17 protein-coding genes are annotated in these 18,303 nt (G+C 59.0%); 6 read left to right on the top strand and 11 right to left on the bottom strand.

Annotated elements, in window-relative coordinates; translation table 11 throughout:
* Positions 1 to 22 precede the first annotated feature (22 nt).
* Positions 23 to 985, top strand: a complete 963-nt coding sequence (gene pfkA, locus ABLX76_RS15415; RefSeq protein ID WP_002882911.1) for a 6-phosphofructokinase — start codon at positions 23 to 25, stop codon at positions 983 to 985.
* Positions 986 to 1,046: 61 nt separating this feature from the next.
* Here the strand turns inward: pfkA and rraA are convergent, their stop codons facing one another.
* The 7 genes from rraA to priA form a co-directional block, all read right to left on the bottom strand.
* Complete coding sequence (gene rraA / locus ABLX76_RS15410) at positions 1,047 to 1,532, bottom strand: ribonuclease E activity regulator RraA (RefSeq protein WP_002882913.1); 486 nt, start codon at positions 1,530 to 1,532, stop codon at positions 1,047 to 1,049.
* Positions 1,533 to 1,624: 92 nt separating this feature from the next.
* The gene (gene menA / locus ABLX76_RS15405; RefSeq protein WP_004203673.1) at positions 1,625 to 2,545 is read right to left on the bottom strand and encodes a 1,4-dihydroxy-2-naphthoate polyprenyltransferase; all 921 of its coding nucleotides are present in this window, start codon (positions 2,543 to 2,545) and stop codon (positions 1,625 to 1,627) included.
* Between the two features lie 69 nt (positions 2,546 to 2,614).
* The gene (gene hslU / locus ABLX76_RS15400) at positions 2,615 to 3,949 is read right to left on the bottom strand and encodes an HslU--HslV peptidase ATPase subunit (RefSeq protein WP_002882917.1); all 1,335 of its coding nucleotides are present in this window, start codon (positions 3,947 to 3,949) and stop codon (positions 2,615 to 2,617) included.
* Positions 3,950 to 3,958: 9 nt separating this feature from the next.
* Positions 3,959 to 4,489, bottom strand: coding sequence for an ATP-dependent protease subunit HslV (gene hslV / locus ABLX76_RS15395; RefSeq protein ID WP_002882918.1), 531 nt, complete (start codon positions 4,487 to 4,489; stop codon positions 3,959 to 3,961).
* Positions 4,490 to 4,580: 91 nt separating this feature from the next.
* On the bottom strand, positions 4,581 to 5,546 hold the full coding sequence (gene ftsN, locus ABLX76_RS15390) for a cell division protein FtsN (protein WP_072072771.1): 966 nt from the start codon (positions 5,544 to 5,546) through the stop codon (positions 4,581 to 4,583).
* A gap of 93 nt (positions 5,547 to 5,639) precedes the next feature.
* A complete protein-coding gene (gene cytR, locus ABLX76_RS15385; RefSeq protein ID WP_004203676.1) occupies positions 5,640 to 6,668 on the bottom strand; it encodes a DNA-binding transcriptional regulator CytR in 1,029 nt (342 codons plus the stop codon).
* A gap of 150 nt (positions 6,669 to 6,818) precedes the next feature.
* On the bottom strand, positions 6,819 to 9,014 hold the full coding sequence (gene priA, locus ABLX76_RS15380) for a primosomal protein N' (RefSeq protein ID WP_348874789.1): 2,196 nt from the start codon (positions 9,012 to 9,014) through the stop codon (positions 6,819 to 6,821).
* A gap of 252 nt (positions 9,015 to 9,266) precedes the next feature.
* Between priA and rpmE the strand changes: the two genes are divergently transcribed.
* Positions 9,267 to 9,479, top strand: a complete 213-nt coding sequence (gene rpmE / locus ABLX76_RS15375; protein ID WP_002882922.1) for a 50S ribosomal protein L31 — start codon at positions 9,267 to 9,269, stop codon at positions 9,477 to 9,479.
* Between the two features lie 101 nt (positions 9,480 to 9,580).
* On the opposite strand, the gene metJ is transcribed toward rpmE, so the two are convergent.
* Positions 9,581 to 9,898 carry a met regulon transcriptional regulator MetJ gene (metJ, locus tag ABLX76_RS15370; protein WP_002882924.1) on the bottom strand — a complete coding sequence of 106 codons (318 nt, stop codon included), beginning with the start codon at positions 9,896 to 9,898 and terminating at the stop codon, positions 9,581 to 9,583.
* Positions 9,899 to 10,165: 267 nt separating this feature from the next.
* On the opposite strand from metJ, the gene metB reads away from it, so the two are divergent.
* Positions 10,166 to 11,326 (top strand): cystathionine gamma-synthase, encoded by a 1,161-nt coding sequence (gene metB / locus ABLX76_RS15365; RefSeq protein ID WP_004203678.1) that lies wholly within the window; start codon positions 10,166 to 10,168, stop codon positions 11,324 to 11,326.
* Between the two features lie 2 nt (positions 11,327 to 11,328).
* Positions 11,329 to 13,761: a bifunctional aspartate kinase/homoserine dehydrogenase II gene (locus ABLX76_RS15360; protein WP_023291529.1), complete on the top strand. Its 2,433-nt coding sequence runs from the start codon at positions 11,329 to 11,331 to the stop codon at positions 13,759 to 13,761.
* Between the two features lie 37 nt (positions 13,762 to 13,798).
* Here ABLX76_RS15360 and ABLX76_RS15355 read toward each other — a convergent pair whose 3' ends face one another.
* A complete protein-coding gene (locus ABLX76_RS15355) occupies positions 13,799 to 14,170 on the bottom strand; it encodes a carboxymuconolactone decarboxylase family protein (RefSeq protein ID WP_023291530.1) in 372 nt (123 codons plus the stop codon).
* A gap of 91 nt (positions 14,171 to 14,261) precedes the next feature.
* Between ABLX76_RS15355 and ABLX76_RS15350 the strand changes: the two genes are divergently transcribed.
* Both ABLX76_RS15350 and metF read left to right on the top strand, forming a co-directional pair.
* Positions 14,262 to 15,203, top strand: a complete 942-nt coding sequence (locus ABLX76_RS15350; RefSeq protein WP_087849051.1) for a LysR family transcriptional regulator — start codon at positions 14,262 to 14,264, stop codon at positions 15,201 to 15,203.
* Positions 15,204 to 15,397: 194 nt separating this feature from the next.
* A complete protein-coding gene (gene metF, locus ABLX76_RS15345) occupies positions 15,398 to 16,285 on the top strand; it encodes a methylenetetrahydrofolate reductase (protein ID WP_348874784.1) in 888 nt (295 codons plus the stop codon).
* Positions 16,286 to 16,379: 94 nt separating this feature from the next.
* Here metF and ABLX76_RS15340 read toward each other — a convergent pair whose 3' ends face one another.
* Both ABLX76_RS15340 and fsa read right to left on the bottom strand, forming a co-directional pair.
* Positions 16,380 to 17,483, bottom strand: a complete 1,104-nt coding sequence (locus tag ABLX76_RS15340) for a glycerol dehydrogenase (RefSeq protein WP_032454483.1) — start codon at positions 17,481 to 17,483, stop codon at positions 16,380 to 16,382.
* A gap of 54 nt (positions 17,484 to 17,537) precedes the next feature.
* Complete coding sequence (gene fsa / locus ABLX76_RS15335) at positions 17,538 to 18,200, bottom strand: fructose-6-phosphate aldolase (RefSeq protein ID WP_032454484.1); 663 nt, start codon at positions 18,198 to 18,200, stop codon at positions 17,538 to 17,540.
* Between the last annotated feature and the right edge of the window lie 103 nt (positions 18,201 to 18,303).

The following is an 18,303-nucleotide window of genomic DNA, read 5'->3' as shown; positions in this document are numbered from 1 at the left end:
CTTCCTAAGTTCAGAGGTAGTCATGATTAAGAAAATCGGTGTGTTGACAAGTGGCGGTGATGCGCCGGGCATGAACGCAGCAATTCGTGGCGTTGTGCGCGCGGCATTAACGGAAGGTCTGGAAGTTTTTGGAATCTATGACGGTTACCTCGGCTTGTACGAAGACCGTATGGTTCAGCTCGACCGTTACAGCGTTTCCGACATGATCAACCGCGGCGGCACCTTCCTGGGCTCCGCTCGCTTCCCGGAATTCCGCGAAGAACACATCCGCGCAGTGGCTATCGAAAACATGAAGAAGCGTGGCCTGGACGCGCTGGTGGTTATCGGTGGTGACGGGTCCTATATGGGGGCGATGCGCCTGACCGAGATGGGCTTCCCGTGCATCGGCCTGCCGGGCACTATCGACAACGATATCAAAGGCACTGACTACACCATCGGCTTCTTCACCGCTCTGAGCACCGTGGTGGAAGCGATTGACCGTCTGCGCGACACCTCCTCATCGCACCAGCGTATCTCCGTGGTGGAAGTGATGGGCCGTTACTGTGGCGACTTGACTCTGGCGGCGGCGATTGCCGGCGGCTGTGAGTTCATCATGGTGCCGGAAGTGGAATATACCCGTGACGATCTGGTAGCGGAAATCAAAGCCGGCATCGCGAAAGGGAAGAAACACGCTATCGTGGCGATCACCGAGCACATGTGCGACGTTGACGAGCTGGCAAGCTACATCGAGAAAGAGACCGGCCGTGAAACCCGTGCTACCGTCCTCGGCCACATTCAGCGCGGCGGTTCCCCGGTTCCTTACGACCGTATCCTGGCTTCCCGCATGGGCGCCTATGCGATTGAGCTGCTGCTGCAGGGCCATGGCGGCCGTTGCGTCGGCATCCAGAACGAGAAGCTGGTGCACCACGACATCATCGATGCCATTGAGAACATGAAGCGTCCGTTCAAGAACGACTGGCTGGATTGCGCGAAGAAACTGTACTAAGTTACGCGCCGGATAAACAAAAGGCCTTCTCATGGAGAAGGCCTTTTTTATGGCGCAAGGTTTATTCGATATCCAGCGGGTCTTCCGACAGAATCATCCCGGTGTTATCGGCATACAGATGGTCGCCGCTGAAGAAGGTCACGCCGCCGAAATTGACGCGCACGTCGCTTTCGCCGATGCCTTCGCCAGCCGCGCCGACCGGAATGGCCGCCAGCGCCTGGATGCCGATATCCAGTTCCTCAAGGTCGTCAACCTGGCGCACCGCGCCATAGACCACCAACCCTTCCCATTCATTCTGTACGGCCAGACGAGCCAGGTCAGCGTCAATTAACGCGCGTCGTACTGAGCCGCCGCCGTCGATCAGGAGAATATGACCACGGCCATTCTGCTCGAGCAGATCGTAGAGCAACCCGTTATCCTCGAAACATTTTACCGTAATGATCTGTCCACCAAACGACGACCGTCCTCCAAAGTTAGAGAACAGCGGTTCCACGACGTTGACATCTTCCTGGTAGATGTCACAAAGCTCGGAAGTATCGTATTTCATAGGCTTAACGTTCAGTTGCTGCGAGAGTTTTTAGTATATCCCGCGAATCGCATTGTTGGCAAAATCATCAATTGTTAATTGATATTTGTCAGTTAAGCCGCCAGCTTACTGGCAATAATCCCGATAACAAACAGCAGGTTGGTCAGTAAAGCCCCTTTGACCGTCTTTTCGAGCATCGGCCGCATCGCCAGCGGATCGGATTCGCGCAGGACGTAACGCGCCTGTTTGACCAGCAGCGGCGTGGCGAGAATAAACAGCCAGCCCCACGCAGAATGCAGCGCCAGCAGGTTAAACAGCGCCAGACACAGCAGGGCGCCGAGCAGCAGGCAGGCATGATAGCGGCGGGCATTGACCGGCCCCAGGCGCACGGCGAGGGTGTTCTTCCCGTTCTGCCGGTCGCTGTCGATATCACGCAGGTTATTGATGTTCAGTACGGCGGTCGCCAGCAGACCGCAGGCCGTTGCCGGCAGAAAAATGGCCGCTTCCACATTGTGGGCTTGCAGATACCAGCTGCCGAGGACGCTCAGCCAGCCGAAGAAAACGAGTACCGAAATATCACCGAGGCCAATATAACCATACGGGCGGGTGCCCACTGTGTAGGTGATGGCGGCCACGATCGACAGGCCACCCAGCGCGAGGAAACCGATGAAATCGCCGACGCTCTGCCAGGCGACGCACAGTAGCGCCAGACCAAACAGACAGATCAGCGCGACGGTGACAATCAAGGCGCGCTTCATCTGCTGGGGGGTAATCACCCCTTTCTGCATCCCGCGCAGCGGCCCGATGCGGTCCGGTTTATCGCTCCCCTTGACCGCGTCGCCGTAGTCATTGGCGAGGTTGGAAAGAATTTGCAGCAAGCCGGCGGTGATCAGCGCCAGCAGGGCGACCCAGGGATCAAAATGCCCCTGCTCCCAGGCAAGGACGGTGCCAACAATAATCGCGGCAAACGCCAGCGGTAACGTTTTAGGACGCAGGCTTTCCAGCCACGCCTGAGAACGGCTGATATCAGTCATAGTTATTTTAGCCAATAAAAATGGGGGCGATAGCCCCCATCAACAGTGATGAAAATGCATTGCACCGGATTATAGGATAAAACGGCTCAGATCTTCATCTGCCACCAGAACATCCAGGTGCTTACTCACATATTCGGCATCGATAGTGACGGTCTGGCCGTTCATCTCGCTGGCATCATAGGAGATATCTTCCACCAGGCGCTCCAGCACGGTGTGCAGACGGCGCGCGCCGATGTTCTCGGTGGTTTCGTTTACCTGCCATGCGGCCTGAGCGATACGCTTGATACCGTCTTCGGTGAATTCGATATTCACCCCTTCGGTCGCCATCAGCGCCTTGTACTGCACGGTGATGGAGGCGTTCGGTTCGGTCAGGATGCGCTCGAAGTCATGGGTGGTCAGCGCCTTCAGCTCAACGCGGATCGGCAGACGCCCCTGCAGTTCCGGGATCAGATCGGACGGGCTGGCCACCTGGAACGCGCCGGAGGCGATAAACAGGATGTGGTCGGTCTTGACCATCCCGTGCTTGGTGGAGACGGTGCAGCCTTCCACCAGCGGCAGCAGGTCGCGCTGTACGCCTTCACGGGAGACGTCCGGGCCGGAGGTGTTGCCGCCGCGCTTACAGATTTTGTCGATTTCGTCGATAAAGACGATACCGTGCTGCTCAACAGCGTCGATGGCTTCCTGCTTCAGCTCTTCCGGATTGACCAGTTTGGCCGCTTCTTCTTCAATCAGCAGCTTCATCGCGTCTTTGATTTTCAGCTTACGCGGTTTCTGCTTCTGGCCGCCGAGGTTCTGGAACATGGACTGCAGCTGGCTGGTCATCTCTTCCATGCCCGGAGGGGACATGATTTCAACGCCCATCGGCGCCGCAGCGAGATCGATTTCAATCTCTTTATCGTCCAGCTGGCCTTCACGCAGTTTCTTACGGAACGCCTGGCGCGCCGCAGACGGTTCCTGCGACGGCTCAGTCTGGCCCCAGTTGTTCTTCGCCGGCGGTATCAGCACATCAAGCACGCGCTCTTCCGCCAGCTCTTCCGCGCGGTAACGGTTCTTATCGATGGACTGCATACGAACCATTTTGATCGCCGCATCGGTCAGATCGCGGATGATAGAGTCCACTTCTTTACCGACATAGCCCACTTCGGTGAACTTCGTCGCTTCAACTTTAATAAACGGCGCGTTGGCCAGTTTCGCCAGACGACGAGCGATTTCGGTTTTACCGACGCCGGTTGGGCCGATCATCAGAATGTTTTTCGGCGTGACTTCATGACGCAGCTCTTCGTTAAGCTGCATCCGGCGCCAGCGGTTACGCAGGGCGATAGCAACAGAACGCTTGGCGGCGTCCTGGCCGATAATGTGTTTGTCCAGTTCGCTGACAATTTCGCGTGGGGTCATTTCAGACATGGGAGATCCTTACGCTTTAGAAGGTAATTCTTCGATGGTGTGGAAATGGTTGGTATAGATGCAGATATCACCTGCAATATCCAACGCTTTCTCGGCGATATCGCGCGCGCCCATATCGGTGTTTTCCAGCAGCGCGCGGGCCGCGGCCTGGGCGTAAGGACCGCCGGAGCCGATAGCAATCAAATCGTTTTCCGGCTGTACCACGTCACCGTTACCGGTGATGATAAGCGACGCGTTTTCGTCCGCGACGGCCAGCAGCGCTTCCAGCTTGCGCAACATCCGATCGGTTCGCCAGTCTTTAGCCAGCTCAACGGCGGCCTTCACCAGATGGCCCTGGTGCATTTCCAGTTTGCGTTCAAACAGTTCGAACAGCGTGAAGGCGTCGGCGGTGCCGCCAGCGAAACCGGCAATCACTTTGTCGTTGTACAGACGACGCACTTTTTTCACGTTGCCCTTCATTACGGTGTTGCCCAGCGTGGCCTGGCCATCACCGGCAATAACAACATGGCCGTTACGGCGAACACTTACAATTGTAGTCACGAGCAGACCCCTTGGTTGCAAAAGCGGAACAGGGGCCCCGCGCTGTCCGCGGGGCCGAATGCAATTATAGATGGGGGGGATTTTGAGGGTTTCAACCCCTGGCGGCGAGACGAATGCAGTTCGCGTGTCCAGCCATCTTCAGGCGGGTGATCATCTCGTTGGCGCTTTCTTTGCCTTTCAGCGGGCCAATGACCACGCGGTTCCAGCCGTTGTTGGTGGTGATGTGCGAGGCAAACCCTTCGAAAGCCAGCTGAGCGCGGACGGTTTCGGCCTGCTCGGCGCCTTTAAAGGAGCCGCACTGGATCATCCAGCTACGATCGTCTTTTTTCTCGGCGGTCGTTTTCGGCGCTTCCTCCACTCGAGTCACCGGCGCGGCGGCCTGCGCGCGCGGCTGCGTAGTCGTAGTGTGCGCCGGCGTCTGCAGCAGATCCTGGTACGGCTGCTGGTTTGACGCGGTCTGCTTCGGCTGTTGCTGCTGGACCGGCTTCGGCTGCTGAACGCGCGGCGGCTGCTGCACGGTCTGCGGCTGAGTTTGCGCCCACTGTTGCTGTTGCGCCTGCTGCTGTTGCTGCGCTAAACGCTGACGCTGCAGCGTCTGCTGGCGCTGGGCCGGCGTTTGTTCGTTCCACGGCACTTCGGTCAGCTGAGTCGGCTGTTGACGCATATCGGCCTGCATCTGGGCCAGCAGCTGACGCTGTTCGTCGGTCAGTTGCTCCGGTTTCATTACTTCGCCGCCGGCGGTCGGTTCGGTCGGCGCGCGAACGCCCGGCTGGCGGCTTTCCAGCTCTTTAATATAGCGCCAGCGCTCTTCCGGTTTTGGCGGCAAGCCGTTGCCGGCGGCCTGGCGATTTTGCATCGCTTCCGCTTCTTCTTTCTTATGGTGCGTAATGAAATAGAGTCCACCGATAAAGGCCACCAGCACAGCCGCCGCGATCGCCACCATAGCCGGTGAAATTGCCGGGAGGCTGCTTTGCTTATTCCTTGAGCTTCGGGTAGTGCTCTTTTTGCGCCGCGAAGAAGCCGGTTGGCTGCGGCGTACATAATCTCGTTGTGCCACTATCGTTTCGCTGTCTTATATTCGTTCGTCAGCCCGCCATGTTACTTAAGCGGCGGGCCTTTGACCAGAAGAGCAGGCCCGAAAGCCTGATGGTTATCGTCTGATTTTTTGCGTACTGCCGCGAACAATCAGTTCGCAATCGAGCAGGCGCGAGCCGCTGTTCACGTTATGACCCTGCATTTGCTCAAGTAATAGCAGCATTCCTTCACGGCCGATATCAAAACGCGGCTGTGACACGGTGGTCAATGGCGGATCGCAAAATTCAGACAACGCGATGTTATCGAAGCCGACAATCGACAGGTCGTCCGGCACTTTCAGACCGCGGCGTTTCGCCAGCGATAAGGCGCCCAGCGCCATCACATCGCTATGGCAAAAGACCGCGGTGGGCGGTACCGGCTGCGACAGCAGCTGCTCCAGCGCATTGGCGCCAGCTTCGAAGGTAAAGTTGCCGCGAGCGATATAGTGCGGATCAACGGTGATACCGCTGCGGCGCAGCGCCTGCACGTAACCCTGCAGGCGATAATGGCACAGCGGCATATCTTCCGGGCCGGCGATGCAGCCGATACGCTGGTGTCCCAGCTCGTGAAGATAGTTTACCGCGTTAAAAGCCGCCGTCAGGTTATCGATGTGGACGGTGGGCAGCTCCAGCTCCGGCGCGAACTCGTTCGACATGACCATCGGCGGCAAATTACGCTGCTCTTCCACGCTGGCGTCAAACGGCAGGCGCGAGCTGAGCAGCACCATGCCGTCAATCTGCTTGGTGATGATAAGGTCGATAAAGGTTTTTTCTTTCTGATTCTGGTGGGCGCAATCGCCGATTAACACCAGATATCCGTGCTCGGCGGCAGTGACTTCAATACCGCGGATCACTTCGCTAAAAAAGGGATCGCAGATATCCGGGACGATCACGAGGATCGTCCGCGATTCGTTGCGCTTCATATTGCGTCCGAGCGACTGCGGTAAATAGCCGACTTCCAGCGCCGCCTGCTCGACCCGGTTACGGGTGGCTTGCGACACCTTATCAGGGTTCATCAACGCTCGGGACACGGTTGCCGTGGAAACGTTTGCCTTTAAGGCGACGTCTTTCATGGTGGCGGCAACCACTTGTTTTTTGGGCTTCACCTGGTTTCTCCTCGCTGAATGGCGCTGGCATTTCCCTTGCGCGCTAACTGCTGCATCATTTTTATCAGATAGTCGCGGCAGTGAGTTACAGAATTTTCATGAAAAACGTGATGCTTGTTAAATTTTTCGATCCGGCTCGCAAGAGAAGGCTTACCCTTCAATAGGATCGACATCCAGCACCCACTTCACTTTTTTCGCCTCCGGCAACGTATTGATCAGCGCCAGCGTACCGCTGACGATATGCTGCAGGCGTACCCGCGAAGGATGCTGCAGCAATATCTGCCACCGCCAGCGGCCGCCGCGCTTCGGCGCCAGCGCCGGAACCGGACCGAGCACCCATAGCTTGTCGTCGGCCAGCGGACTGGCCTGCAGCAGATTGCGCAGCTGTTGTAAAAACAGCGGCGCCTGCTGGTTGTTATGGTCTTCCGCACGAATCAGCACATGGCTGGTCCACGGCGGTAGCTGCATTGTCTGCCGCTCTGCCAGCGCCTGTTCGGCGAAGGCGTCGTAGCCTTTATACAGCAGGGTCTGCAGCAGAGGGTGTTCAGGATGGTGAGTTTGCAGGATCACTTCGCCCTGTTTTCCTGCCCGTCCCGCTCGCCCGGAGACCTGGGTATAGAGCTGAGCGAAACGCTCGGCGGAGCGGAAATCCGCGGAAAACAGCGCCCCGTCGACGTCCAGCAGGGAGACGAGGGTGACGTCCGGGAAGTGGTGGCCTTTGGCCAGCATCTGGGTGCCAATTAAAATACGCGCCCCGCCGCGATGGACGGCGGCGAGATGCTCCTCCAGCGCCCCTTTGCGGCTGGTGGTATCGCGGTCGATACGCGAGATAGGCACGTCAGGGAACAGCGGCGCCAGGGCCTGCTCCAGCTGTTCGGTGCCGATACCCACCGGCACCAGGTGCGTGGAGCCGCAGGAGGGACATTGGCGCGGGATAGGGCGCTGACTGTCGCAATGGTGGCAGCGCAGATGGTGCTGCGCCTGGTGCAACGTGTAGTAGCTGTCGCAGCGCGGACATTCCGCTATCCAACCGCAGTCGTGGCACAGCAGCGCTGGCGCAAAGCCGCGGCGGTTAAGAAACAGGATCACCTGGTTATCCGCCTGCAGATGCTGGCGCATACGGTTAATCAGCGCGGGAGACAGACCCGCCTGCAGCGGTTGCCCTTTGAGATCGAGCACGTGCTGCTGGGCAGGGCGCGCATTGCCCGCGCGTTTGCTTAAGGTTAACTGGCGGTATTTGCCCTGGCGGACGTTATGCAGGGTCTCCAGCGCCGGCGTCGCCGAGCCGAGAATAATCGGGATCTGTTCGCTGTGGGCGCGCCATACCGCCAGGTCGCGGGCATGGTAGCGCCAGCCCTCCTGCTGCTTGTAGGAGCTGTCATGCTCTTCGTCGATAACGATGACGCCGAGGTCTTTAAACGGGGTAAACAGCGAGGAGCGGGTGCCGATCACAATGGCCGCTTCGCCGTTTTTCGCCTTCAGCCAGGCCGAAAGACGTTCGCTGTCATTGAGTCCGGAGTGCAGCACTTCCACCGGCGCGTTAAAGCGCTGGCGGAAACGGGCGATGGTCTGCGGCGTCAGACCGATCTCCGGCACCATCACCAGCGCCTGGCGCCCCTGCGCCAGCACATTCTCCAGCACGCTTAAATAGACTTCCGTTTTCCCTGAGCCGGTAATACCCGCCAGCAGCCAGGCGGAGAAGCGATCGGCGGCGCTGTGGATCGCCCCGACGGCGGTGGCTTGCTCGGTATTAAGACGCAGGCGTTCGCCGGCAACCGAATACGCGCTGCGCCAGTCGGTGAGGGCGGGCGCTTCGCAGGCCAGCTCCGCCAGCCCTTTGCCGCGCAGCGCCTGCAGCGCCGCTTCATTAAATTCCAGTTCGCCAACCTGATGACGCCAGATTTTTCCCTGGCGCAGCGCCGCCAGCGCCTGCTGCTGCTTCGGCGAGCGTTTCAGACCGTTAAGGTCGACGGCCTGCCCCTGCTCGGTGGCGAACCAGTACCACAGCGGCGTCGCGCTGGCGGGTTTGCCCTGGCGCAGCAGAATGGGCAGCGCATGGAACAGCACATCGCCAATCGGATGATGGTAATACTCAGCCGCCCACATCAGCAGCCGCCAGATGGTACCGGAGAAGACCGGTTCGTCGTCCAGCGCTTCCGCGACCGGTTTTAGCTCGTCCAGCGGCAGCTCGCTGCGTTCGCTGACCGCCGCGACAATACCGATCCGCTCCTGTTTGCCGAACGGCACCCGCACCCGACAGCCCGCTTTGACCGCCATGCCTTCAGGCAGCAGATAGTCAAAAGTGCGCGGTAGCGGAACGGGTAGGGCAACGTGGGCGACGGGCATGTCATCTTCCTGACTTGAAATCTGGCGGGATAGTATACACATTACGATAAGGCGGCGCGGATCAGTTTGCATATGCTGGTCAAATTCTGTATGATTCGCCGCCTTTGATGCGCTTTATATCGCATTGAAGATTGACCATTACCGCGTGCTTCACGCTGTCAACAGCGTAGAGGGCGACGGGAAATTACTAATATCGCGTGGTGTCTGGCGTTAGGGCTGGAAGAGCGACGCGGCCTTAACTGAGGTTCTCCCATGAAAAAAGGTATTCACCCAAATTACGACGAAATTACTGCTACCTGTTCTTGCGGTAATGTCATGAAAATCCGCTCCACCGTAGGTCACGACCTGAACCTCGACGTGTGCGGCAAATGCCACCCGTTCTTCACCGGCAAACAGCGTGATGTTGCTACCGGTGGCCGTGTTGACCGCTTCAACAAGCGCTTCAGCATCCCGGGCAGCAAGTAAGTTGCCAGAAGAAGCCGCCTCAGGGCGGCTTTTTTGTGTCTCTCGCCTGCCTGGGCGGGAAAGAAAAAGGGCGGAAGCGTGCTTCCGCCCTTTTTATCGTCTCAGTATTCCCACGTATCCGGGTCGATACCCAGTTCACGCATAATCGCTTTCGCCGCTTCCGGGATCTCATCGCTGCGCTCTTTACGCAGGTCTTCATCGTTAGGCAACGGTTGTCCGGTAAAGGCATGCAGGAACGCTTCGCACAGCAGTTCGCTGTTGGTCGCGTGACGCAGGTTATTCACCTGACGACGCGTGCGTTCATCGGTGAGGATTTTTAACACCTTCAGAGGAATGGAAACCGTAATTTTCTTTACTTGCTCACTCTTCTTACCGTGCTCAGCGTATGGGCTGATATATTCGCCGCTCCATTCAGCCATGAGATACCTTAATCCTCTGTTTATTAGTGAAGGGCCAGAATATTCCGCCCGGGCTATAATCGCGCGTAGTTTACCGTATGCGCGGGCTTTCTGACATGAGATAAGCCGCCGCCGACGTGCGCTAATGCATATAATTTTAACGGCTATTTGCACTTTGCTCAATCTATACGCAAAGAAGTTTAGATGTCCAGATGTATTGACGTCTATTGTGACAATGTTTACTCTGGAGCCTGACTTTTCACCGATTCAGCCCAGGAACTTCCCAACATGACGCGTAAACAGGCCACCATCGCAGTGCGTAGCGGTTTAAATGACGACGAGCAGTACGGTTGCGTTGTCCCGCCGATCCACCTCTCCAGTACCTATAACTTCACCGACTTTAATGAACCTCGCGCTCACGACTATTCCCGCCGCGGCAACCCGACGCGTGATGTGGTGCAGCGCGCTTTAGCGGAGCTGGAGGGCGGCGCTGGCGCGGTGCTGACCAATACCGGTATGTCGGCGATCCTGCTGGTGACGACGGTGTTCCTTAAGCCTGGCGATCTGCTGGTGGCGCCGCACGACTGCTACGGCGGCAGCTACCGTCTGTTCGATAGCCTGGCGAAGCGCGGCTGCTATCGCGTTCAGTTCGTCGATCAAAACGATGAGCAGGCGCTGCGGGCGGCGCTGGCGGAAAAACCGAAGCTGGTGCTGGTCGAAAGCCCAAGTAATCCATTGCTGCGGGTGGTGGATATTGCGAAAATCTGTGGTCTGGCGCGCGAAGCCGGGGCGATCAGCGTGGTCGATAACACCTTCCTGAGTCCGGCGCTGCAAAACCCGCTGGCGCTGGGCGCCGATCTGGTGTTGCACTCCTGTACTAAATACCTTAATGGTCACTCTGATGTGGTGGCCGGGGTGGTGATTGCCAACGATCCGGCGACTGTCACCGAACTGGCATGGTGGGCGAATAACATTGGCGTCACCGGCAGCGCCTTCGACAGCTATCTGCTGTTGCGCGGGCTGCGGACGCTTTCTCCCCGCATGGAAGTGGCGCAACGTAATGCCCTGGCGATCGTCGAGTATCTGAAAACCCAGCCGCTGGTGAAAAAGCTGTATCATCCGTCGCTGCCGGAAAACCAGGGGCATGAAATTGCGGCGCGTCAGCAAAAAGGTTTTGGCGCAATGTTAAGCTTCGAGCTGGACGGTGACGAGCAGACGCTGCGCCGCTTCCTGAGCGGGCTGTCGCTGTTTACACTGGCGGAATCGCTGGGGGGCGTTGAAAGCCTGATTTCCCATGCGGCAACGATGACGCATGCCGGCATGGCGCCTGAAGCGCGTGCCGCCGCCGGAATTTCAGAAACGCTCCTGCGTATTTCGACCGGTATTGAAGATGGTGAAGATTTAATTGCCGACCTGGAAAATGGCTTCCGGGCAGCAAACGAGGAATAAAGATGAGTGTGATTGCGCAGGCAGGGGCGAAGGGTCGTCAGCTGCACAAATTTGGTGGGAGTAGTTTAGCGGATGCGAAATGTTACCTGCGCGTCGCGGGGATCATGAAGGAGTATTCGCAGGCGGGGGACATGATGGTCGTCTCCGCCGCTGGCAGCACCACCAACCAGCTGATCAGCTGGCTTAAGCTTAGCCAGAGCGATCGCCTTGCTGCGCATCAGGTTCAGCAGTCGCTTCGCCGCTATCACACCGAGCTGATTGGCGGTCTGGTGGAGCCTGCGGCGGCGGATACGTTGATCGCCGCCTTTATCCACGACCTTGAGCGTCTGGCTGGTCTGCTGGACGGCGGGGTTTCCGAAGCGGTCTATGCGGAAGTGGTCGGCCATGGGGAAGTGTGGTCCGCGCGCCTGATGGCGGCGGTTCTCAACCAGCTGGGAATGGAAGCCGCCTGGCTGGACGCGCGCGCGTTCCTGCGCGCGGAACGCGCCGCGCAGCCGCAGGTGGATGAAGGATTATCCTATCCACTGCTGCAGCAGCTGATGGCGCAGCATCCTAACAAGCGTCTGGTGGTGACCGGCTTTATCTCCCGCAACCAGGCCGGTGAAACCGTCCTGCTGGGCCGTAACGGGTCTGACTACTCTGCCACCCAGATCGGCGCGCTGGCGGGCGCTTCCCGCGTCACTATCTGGAGCGACGTCGCCGGGGTGTACAGCGCGGATCCGCGCAAGGTGAAAGACGCCTGTCTGCTGCCGCTGCTGCGTCTGGACGAAGCCAGCGAGCTGGCGCGTCTGGCCGCGCCGGTGCTCCATGCCCGCACGCTACAGCCGGTTTCCGCCAGCGATATCGATCTGCAGTTACGCTGCAGCTATACGCCGGAACAGGGTTCCACGCGCATTGAGCGCGTGCTGGCCTCCGGTACTGGCGCCCGGATTGTCACCAGCCATGACGATGTCTGCCTGGTGGAGTTCCAGGTGCCGGCCGGTCACGATTTCAAACTGGCGCATAAAGAGCTGGACGCCCTGCTCAAACGCGCCCAGCTGCGCCCGTTAGCCGTTGGCGTCCATGCCGACCGCAAACTGCTGCAGTTCTGCTATACCTCCGAGGTGGCCGACAGCGCGCTGAAGCTGCTCGATGAGGCAGGTCTGCCGGGCGAGCTGCGTCTGCGTCAGAAGCTGGCGCTGGTGGCGATGGTGGGCGCGGGCGTCACCCGCAACCCACTGCACTGCCACCGTTTCTGGCAGCAGCTGAAAGGGCAGCCGGTAGAGTTCACCTGGCAGTCGGAAGAGGGGATCAGCCTGGTGGCCGTCCTGCGCGCCGGGCCGACGGAAAGCCTGATCCAGGGGCTGCACCAGTCCTTGTTTCGTGCCGAAAAGCGTATCGGCCTGATGCTGTTCGGCAAAGGGAACATCGGTTCCCGCTGGCTGGAGCTGTTCGCCCGTGAACAAACCACGCTCTCGGCGCGCACCGGCTTTGAGTTTGTTCTCGCCGGCGTGGTCGACAGTAAACGCAGTCTGCTGAACTACGACGGGCTGGACGCCAGCCGGGCGCTGGCTTTCTTCAACGATGAAGCGGTGGAGCAGGACGAAGAGTCGCTGTTCCTGTGGATGCGCGCGCACCCGTATGATGATTTAGTAGTGCTGGACGTCACCGCCAGCGAGCAGCTGGCCGACCAGTATCTTGATTTCGCCAGCCATGGCTTCCACGTGATCAGCGCCAACAAGCTGGCGGGGGCCAGCAGCAGCGATAAGTATCGCCAGATCCACGACGCGTTTGAGAAGACAGGGCGCCACTGGCTGTATAACGCCACCGTGGGCGCCGGCTTGCCGGTGAACCATACGGTGCGCGACCTGATCGACAGCGGCGATACCATCCTCGGCCTGAGCGGTATCTTCTCGGGAACGCTCTCCTGGCTGTTCCTGCAGTTTGATGGCACCGTGCCGTTCACCGACCTGGTGGATCAGGCGTGGCAGCAGGGTCTGACCGAGCCGGATCCGCGCGTCGATCTGTCCGGTAAAGATGTGATGCGCAAGCTGGTGATCCTCGCGCGGGAAGCGGGTTACGACATCGAGCCGGATCAGGTGCGCGTGGAATCACTGGTCCCGGCGCACTGTGAAGAGGGTTCGGTCGATCACTTCTTTGAGAATGGCGAAGAGCTGAACGAGCAGATGCTGCAGCGCCTGGAGGCGGCCCGCGAGATGGGGCTGGTGCTCCGCTACGTGGCGCGTTTTGATGCCAACGGCAAAGCACGCGTCGGCGTGGAGGCGGTACGCGAAGAGCACCCGCTGGCGGCGCTGCTGCCGTGCGATAACGTGTTCGCTATCGAAAGCCGCTGGTATCGCGATAATCCGCTGGTGATCCGCGGGCCCGGCGCCGGGCGCGATGTGACCGCCGGGGCGATCCAGTCGGATATTAACCGTCTGGCGCAGCTGCTGTAGTCCCTGGAAAAGACCAGGCGCGGCCTGGTCTTTTTTGTTAGTGCGCCGCAAAAACTGCTTTAGCGGCAAACAGGCCGTTTAGCGCCGCCGGGAATCCGGCGTAGACCGCCATCTGCATGATCACTTCCGTAATTTCCTCTTGCGTCAGACCGACATTTAATCCCGCGGCAATATGCACTTTCAGCTGCGGCTCGGCGTTACCCAGCGCGGTGAGCGCGGCGATGGTGGCGATTTCCCGGCTACGCAAATCAAGCCCTGGCCGGGCGTAAATATCGCCGAAGGGGAACTCAATCAGATAGCGGGCGAAGTCGGGGGCGATATCCCGCAGGCTGTTGACGACGGCCTCCCCGCCGCTACCGTCCACGCGCTGAAGCATTTCCTGACCGGTGGTATAACGTTCGCTGGACATCGTTTTTTCCTCTCTGTGATGATGCGTTGAGAGGAAGGGTAGGGAAGTTTACCGGACTTGAGTAATACCCTTTTCGTGATACCTTTTCAGTATGACAACTTCGCGATTACATTCTCTCGATATCCGCCTGCTGCGTGCCTTTGCCGTGGTAGCTGAGGAAAATAACATCAGCCGGGCGGCGCAGCGGTTATTTATCTCGCAGCCGCCGCTGAGTCGCCATATGCGCTATCTGGAAGCGCAGCTGGGGGTGACGCTGTTTCAGCGCCATAGCAAAGGCCTGATCCTTACCGACGCGGGCAGAGAGGTGCTGGCGATCATTCGGCCCATGCTGGCGCTCCAGGAACGCACGCTGGCGGCATTGAGTGAACTCTCCGTTCACTCGCCGCCGTCTCTGCGTCTGGGCGTGACCACCGCCTTCGAACAAGGCATTTTCGCTGCTGTTGAATCTGCGCTGAGCGAACATACCCGCGGGTTGCATATCACCCGCCACGCCTCACCGGCGCTGGCGCAGCAGGTGCGCAAAGGCAAACTCGATGCGGCGCTGGTCGCGCTGCCGCTCAATACTGAAGGGCTGCACCTGCATCCATTGCCGTATCAGGAGCCGCTCATCGCGGCAGTGCCAGCCTCCTGGCCGGAAGCCGTCATACCAGCGTTAACGCTAAGCGCGCTCAATCATCGGCCGCTGTTCTGGTTTAAACGCGAGCGTAACCCCGATTTCTTTGACTACACGCGGCGCATTTTCGACCGGGCTGGCTATACCCCCGCTTATGTGGAAGAGCCTGCCGAACATGATGTGCTGCTGGCGCGAATCGCGCGTGGGGAAGGCATGATCCTCCTGCCGGCGTCCTTTTCCGCGATCCAGCGTCAGGGGGTAGTGTTCTGCCCTGTCGCTGAAGGCGACAGCATGCCGTTAAGCCTTGGGGTGATCTATGCGCCTCACCAGGCAGGAGCCGTGCAGCAATGGCTCTCACTGCTGGATGATCACCTGACGACTCGCTCGTCTCATGCTGAATATCGTTCTACCCCATGTTGACCGCAGAGCGGGCTCTTTCGGCTGGCAAAGCGCCGGTAGATGAAGTTTTTTCATGTTGGCAGCCTTTTCCTCACTCTTTACGCAGATTTTTCTATTGACGCCCGGGCGCTTTTCCGTCATTTTTACATCTGGACGTCTAAACGTATAGAAGTTCGCAACACAACAGCCATTACATGCGATTGATGAGGTAAGGTATGAGCTTTTTTCACGCCAATCAGCGGGAAGCCCTGAATCAGAGCCTGGCGGAAGTCCAGGGCCAGATTAATGTGTCCTTTGAATTCTTTCCGCCGCGCACCAGTGAAATGGAGCAAACCCTGTGGAAATCCATCGATCGCCTGAGCAGTCTGAAACCGAAGTTTGTCTCGGTGACCTATGGCGCGAACTCCGGCGAGCGCGATCGCACCCACAGCATCATCAAAGGTATTAAAGAGCGAACCGGTCTGGAAGCGGCGCCGCACCTGACCTGTATCGATGCTACTCGCGATGAGCTGCGCACTATCGCCCAGGATTACTGGAACAACGGCATCCGCCATATCGTCGCTCTGCGCGGCGACCTGCCGCCGGGCAGCGGTAAACCGGAGATGTACGCCGCCGATCTGGTCACTCTGCTGAAAGAGTTGGGAGATTTTGATATCTCCGTCGCCGCATATCCGGAAGTGCATCCGGAAGCGAAAAGCGCGCAGGCGGATTTGCTCAACCTGAAACGCAAAGTCGAGGCAGGCGCCAACCGCGCGATCACCCAGTTCTTCTTCGATGTGGAAAGCTACCTGCGTTTTCGCGATCGCTGCGTCTCGGCGGGCATCGACGTGGAAATTATTCCGGGTATCCTGCCGGTTTCCAACTTTAAACAGGCGAAAAAGTTTGCGGATATGACCAACGTTCGTATCCCGGTGTGGATGTCGAAAATGTTCGAAGGGCTGGATAATGACGCCGAAACCCGTCAGCTGGTGGGGGCGAATATCGCCATGGACATGGTGAAGATCTTAAGTCGGGAAGGGGTAAAAGATTTCCACTTCTACACCCTTAACCGCGCCGAAATGAGCTACGCCATCTGTCATACGCTGGGCGTGCGTCCGGCCTGAGTGTTTGCCGTTTCCGCCGTCAGTGGGCGACGCGTCCGGCTGATAAACATAAAAAAACACCCGGCTGACGCCGGGTGTTTTGTTTTGCTCTGGATTATTCCCATTCCTGCAGGAAGCGCTGGCCATATTGGTCGGCGACCAGCAGCGCGGCGTAGACCTGGTCGGCGTCGACGCCGCCCGGCATATTGTGGATGGTTTCTCCTTCAGCGCAGGCGGCTTCCGCCACCAGGCGCATTTTGGTCGGGATGTCGCCTTTGATATCCAGCTGCGCCAGCGTGATCGGCAGCCCAACGCTGTGACATAGCGCGGCGACAGTCTCGATCTCTTCCACCGGCGCGTTTTCCAGCACCAACTGCGTCAGGGTGCCGAACGCCACTTTTTCACCGTGATAATAGTGGTGAGCGTCAGGGATGGCCGTCATGCCGTTATGAATCGCGTGGGCTGCCGCCAGGCCACCGCTTTCAAAACCGACGCCGCTCAGATAGGTGTTGGCTTCCACCACCCGCTCCAGCGCCGGAGTGACCACGTGCTGTTCGGCGGCCAGCATCGCTTTTTCACCCTCTTCGAGTAAGGTGTTGTAGCACAGCTCGGCCAGCGCCAGCGCCGCCTGGGTGCATTTCCCGCCCGCCATGGTGGTGGCGCCGCTGCGTGAGCAGGCGCGGGCTTCGAACCAGGTGGCCAGCGCATCGCCAATCCCGGCGGCCAGCAGGCGAGCCGGCGCGCCAGCAACGATCTGCGTATCGACAATGACCATGTTAGGGTTGTGCGGCAGCATCAGATAGCTGTCGAACTCGCCTTCGTCGGTGTAAATCACCGACAGTGCGCTGCACGGCGCATCGGTGGAGGCGATGGTGGGGGCGATCGCCACCGGCACCTTCATAAAATGGGCCAGCGCTTTCGCGGTATCCAGGGTTTTACCACCGCCGATCCCCAGCACGGCGGTGCATTTCGCACTGCCGGCGATATCGCGCAGGCGATTGATTTCATTATGCGAACATTCACCGCCAAACGGCGCGATTTCCGCCGCCAGGCCGGCGTCAGCCAGGCTTTTGCGTAGCATCTCTTCCGCGAATCCCAGCACGAATTTATCGCCAACGACCAGCCAGCGTTCGGCCAGCGGTTTCAGGTAGTCGCCAAGGCGCTTGATGGCGCCTGCGCCCTGGATGTATTTGCCTGGTGATTGAATAATGCGATCCATTTCGATTCCTCCTCGATGACCGTGATGCCGCCCGCAGGCGGCGCGCGGGTCCGGTTACAGGTTCAGCGTGCCAAAGGCGTTATTCCAGTCCTGTTCAAACTTCTCTATGGCTGACTCTACCGCAGGGGTGCCGAGCATTTGTTGCGCTACATCTAGTGGAAGGGTGATTGCTTCGCAGCCAGCCAGCAGGCAATCCAGCGCCTGACGGGGCGTTTTGAAGCTTGCCGCCAGCACTTTGCTTTCGGGCGCATGCATTTCCAGCAGGGATTGCAGTTCCTGCACCATGCGGATGCCGTCTCCGCCCTGAGCGTCGACGCGGTTAACGTAAGGCGCGACGTACTTTGCGCCAGCCAGCGCGGCCAGCAGACCCTGTGAAGCGCTGTAGACGGCGGTGCCAAGGGTCGGGATGCCTTCTTTCTTCAGCAGCTGGATAGCGGCGAGGCCTTCGGCGGTGACCGGGATTTTGACCACGATGCCCGGCACGGCGTTGCTCAGGCGTTTGGCTTCTGCCACCATGCCCTGCGCATCGCGGCTCATGGTCTGCGCGAACAGAATTCCTTCCGGGCCAACGGCTTTTTGCAGGCGCGGCAGTACATCCCACACCGGGGTTTTACCGGCGGCGATAATGCTCGGGTTGGTGGTCACCCCGGCCAGCGGGTAGATGCGGGCCAGGCGTTCCACTTCGGCGACGTTGGCGGTATCCAGATAGAGTTCCATAGCGTTTTCCTCAATGCTTAATTCGGTGCTGTCGTTGAGGTAAGCATACGGCTTTCGTTCGAAGGATCGCCAGATGACAAATTTGCCAAAAACTGGATAAATG

Origin of the sequence: Klebsiella sp. JB_Kp004 (assembly GCF_040065795.1) — a bacterium.
Lineage (GTDB): Bacteria > Pseudomonadota > Gammaproteobacteria > Enterobacterales > Enterobacteriaceae > Klebsiella > Klebsiella quasipneumoniae.
The sequence above is the reverse complement of the archived record's forward strand: the minus strand, read 5'-3'. Positions and strand labels throughout refer to the sequence as shown.

What these genes read in the sequence shown, in the direction of transcription:
- pfkA (WP_002882911.1), top strand. Translation starts at nt 23, where the DNA reads ATGATTAAGAAAATCGGTGTGTTGACAAGTGGCGGTGATGCGCCGGGC.
- ABLX76_RS15360 (WP_023291529.1), top strand. Translation starts at nt 11,329, where the DNA reads ATGAGTGTGATTGCGCAGGCAGGGGCGAAGGGTCGTCAGCTGCACAAA.
- ABLX76_RS15355 (WP_023291530.1), bottom strand. Translation starts at nt 14,170, where the DNA reads ATGTCCAGCGAACGTTATACCACCGGTCAGGAAATGCTTCAGCGCGTG.
- metF (WP_348874784.1), top strand. Translation starts at nt 15,398, where the DNA reads ATGAGCTTTTTTCACGCCAATCAGCGGGAAGCCCTGAATCAGAGCCTG.
- metJ (WP_002882924.1), bottom strand. Translation starts at nt 9,898, where the DNA reads ATGGCTGAATGGAGCGGCGAATATATCAGCCCATACGCTGAGCACGGT.
- hslU (WP_002882917.1), bottom strand. Translation starts at nt 3,949, where the DNA reads ATGTCTGAAATGACCCCACGCGAAATTGTCAGCGAACTGGACAAACAC.
- priA (WP_348874789.1), bottom strand. Translation starts at nt 9,014, where the DNA reads ATGCCCGTCGCCCACGTTGCCCTACCCGTTCCGCTACCGCGCACTTTT.
- fsa (WP_032454484.1), bottom strand. Translation starts at nt 18,200, where the DNA reads ATGGAACTCTATCTGGATACCGCCAACGTCGCCGAAGTGGAACGCCTG.
- ABLX76_RS15340 (WP_032454483.1), bottom strand. Translation starts at nt 17,483, where the DNA reads ATGGATCGCATTATTCAATCACCAGGCAAATACATCCAGGGCGCAGGC.
- ABLX76_RS15350 (WP_087849051.1), top strand. Translation starts at nt 14,262, where the DNA reads ATGACAACTTCGCGATTACATTCTCTCGATATCCGCCTGCTGCGTGCC.
- rpmE (WP_002882922.1), top strand. Translation starts at nt 9,267, where the DNA reads ATGAAAAAAGGTATTCACCCAAATTACGACGAAATTACTGCTACCTGT.
- rraA (WP_002882913.1), bottom strand. Translation starts at nt 1,532, where the DNA reads ATGAAATACGATACTTCCGAGCTTTGTGACATCTACCAGGAAGATGTC.
- metB (WP_004203678.1), top strand. Translation starts at nt 10,166, where the DNA reads ATGACGCGTAAACAGGCCACCATCGCAGTGCGTAGCGGTTTAAATGAC.
- menA (WP_004203673.1), bottom strand. Translation starts at nt 2,545, where the DNA reads ATGACTGATATCAGCCGTTCTCAGGCGTGGCTGGAAAGCCTGCGTCCT.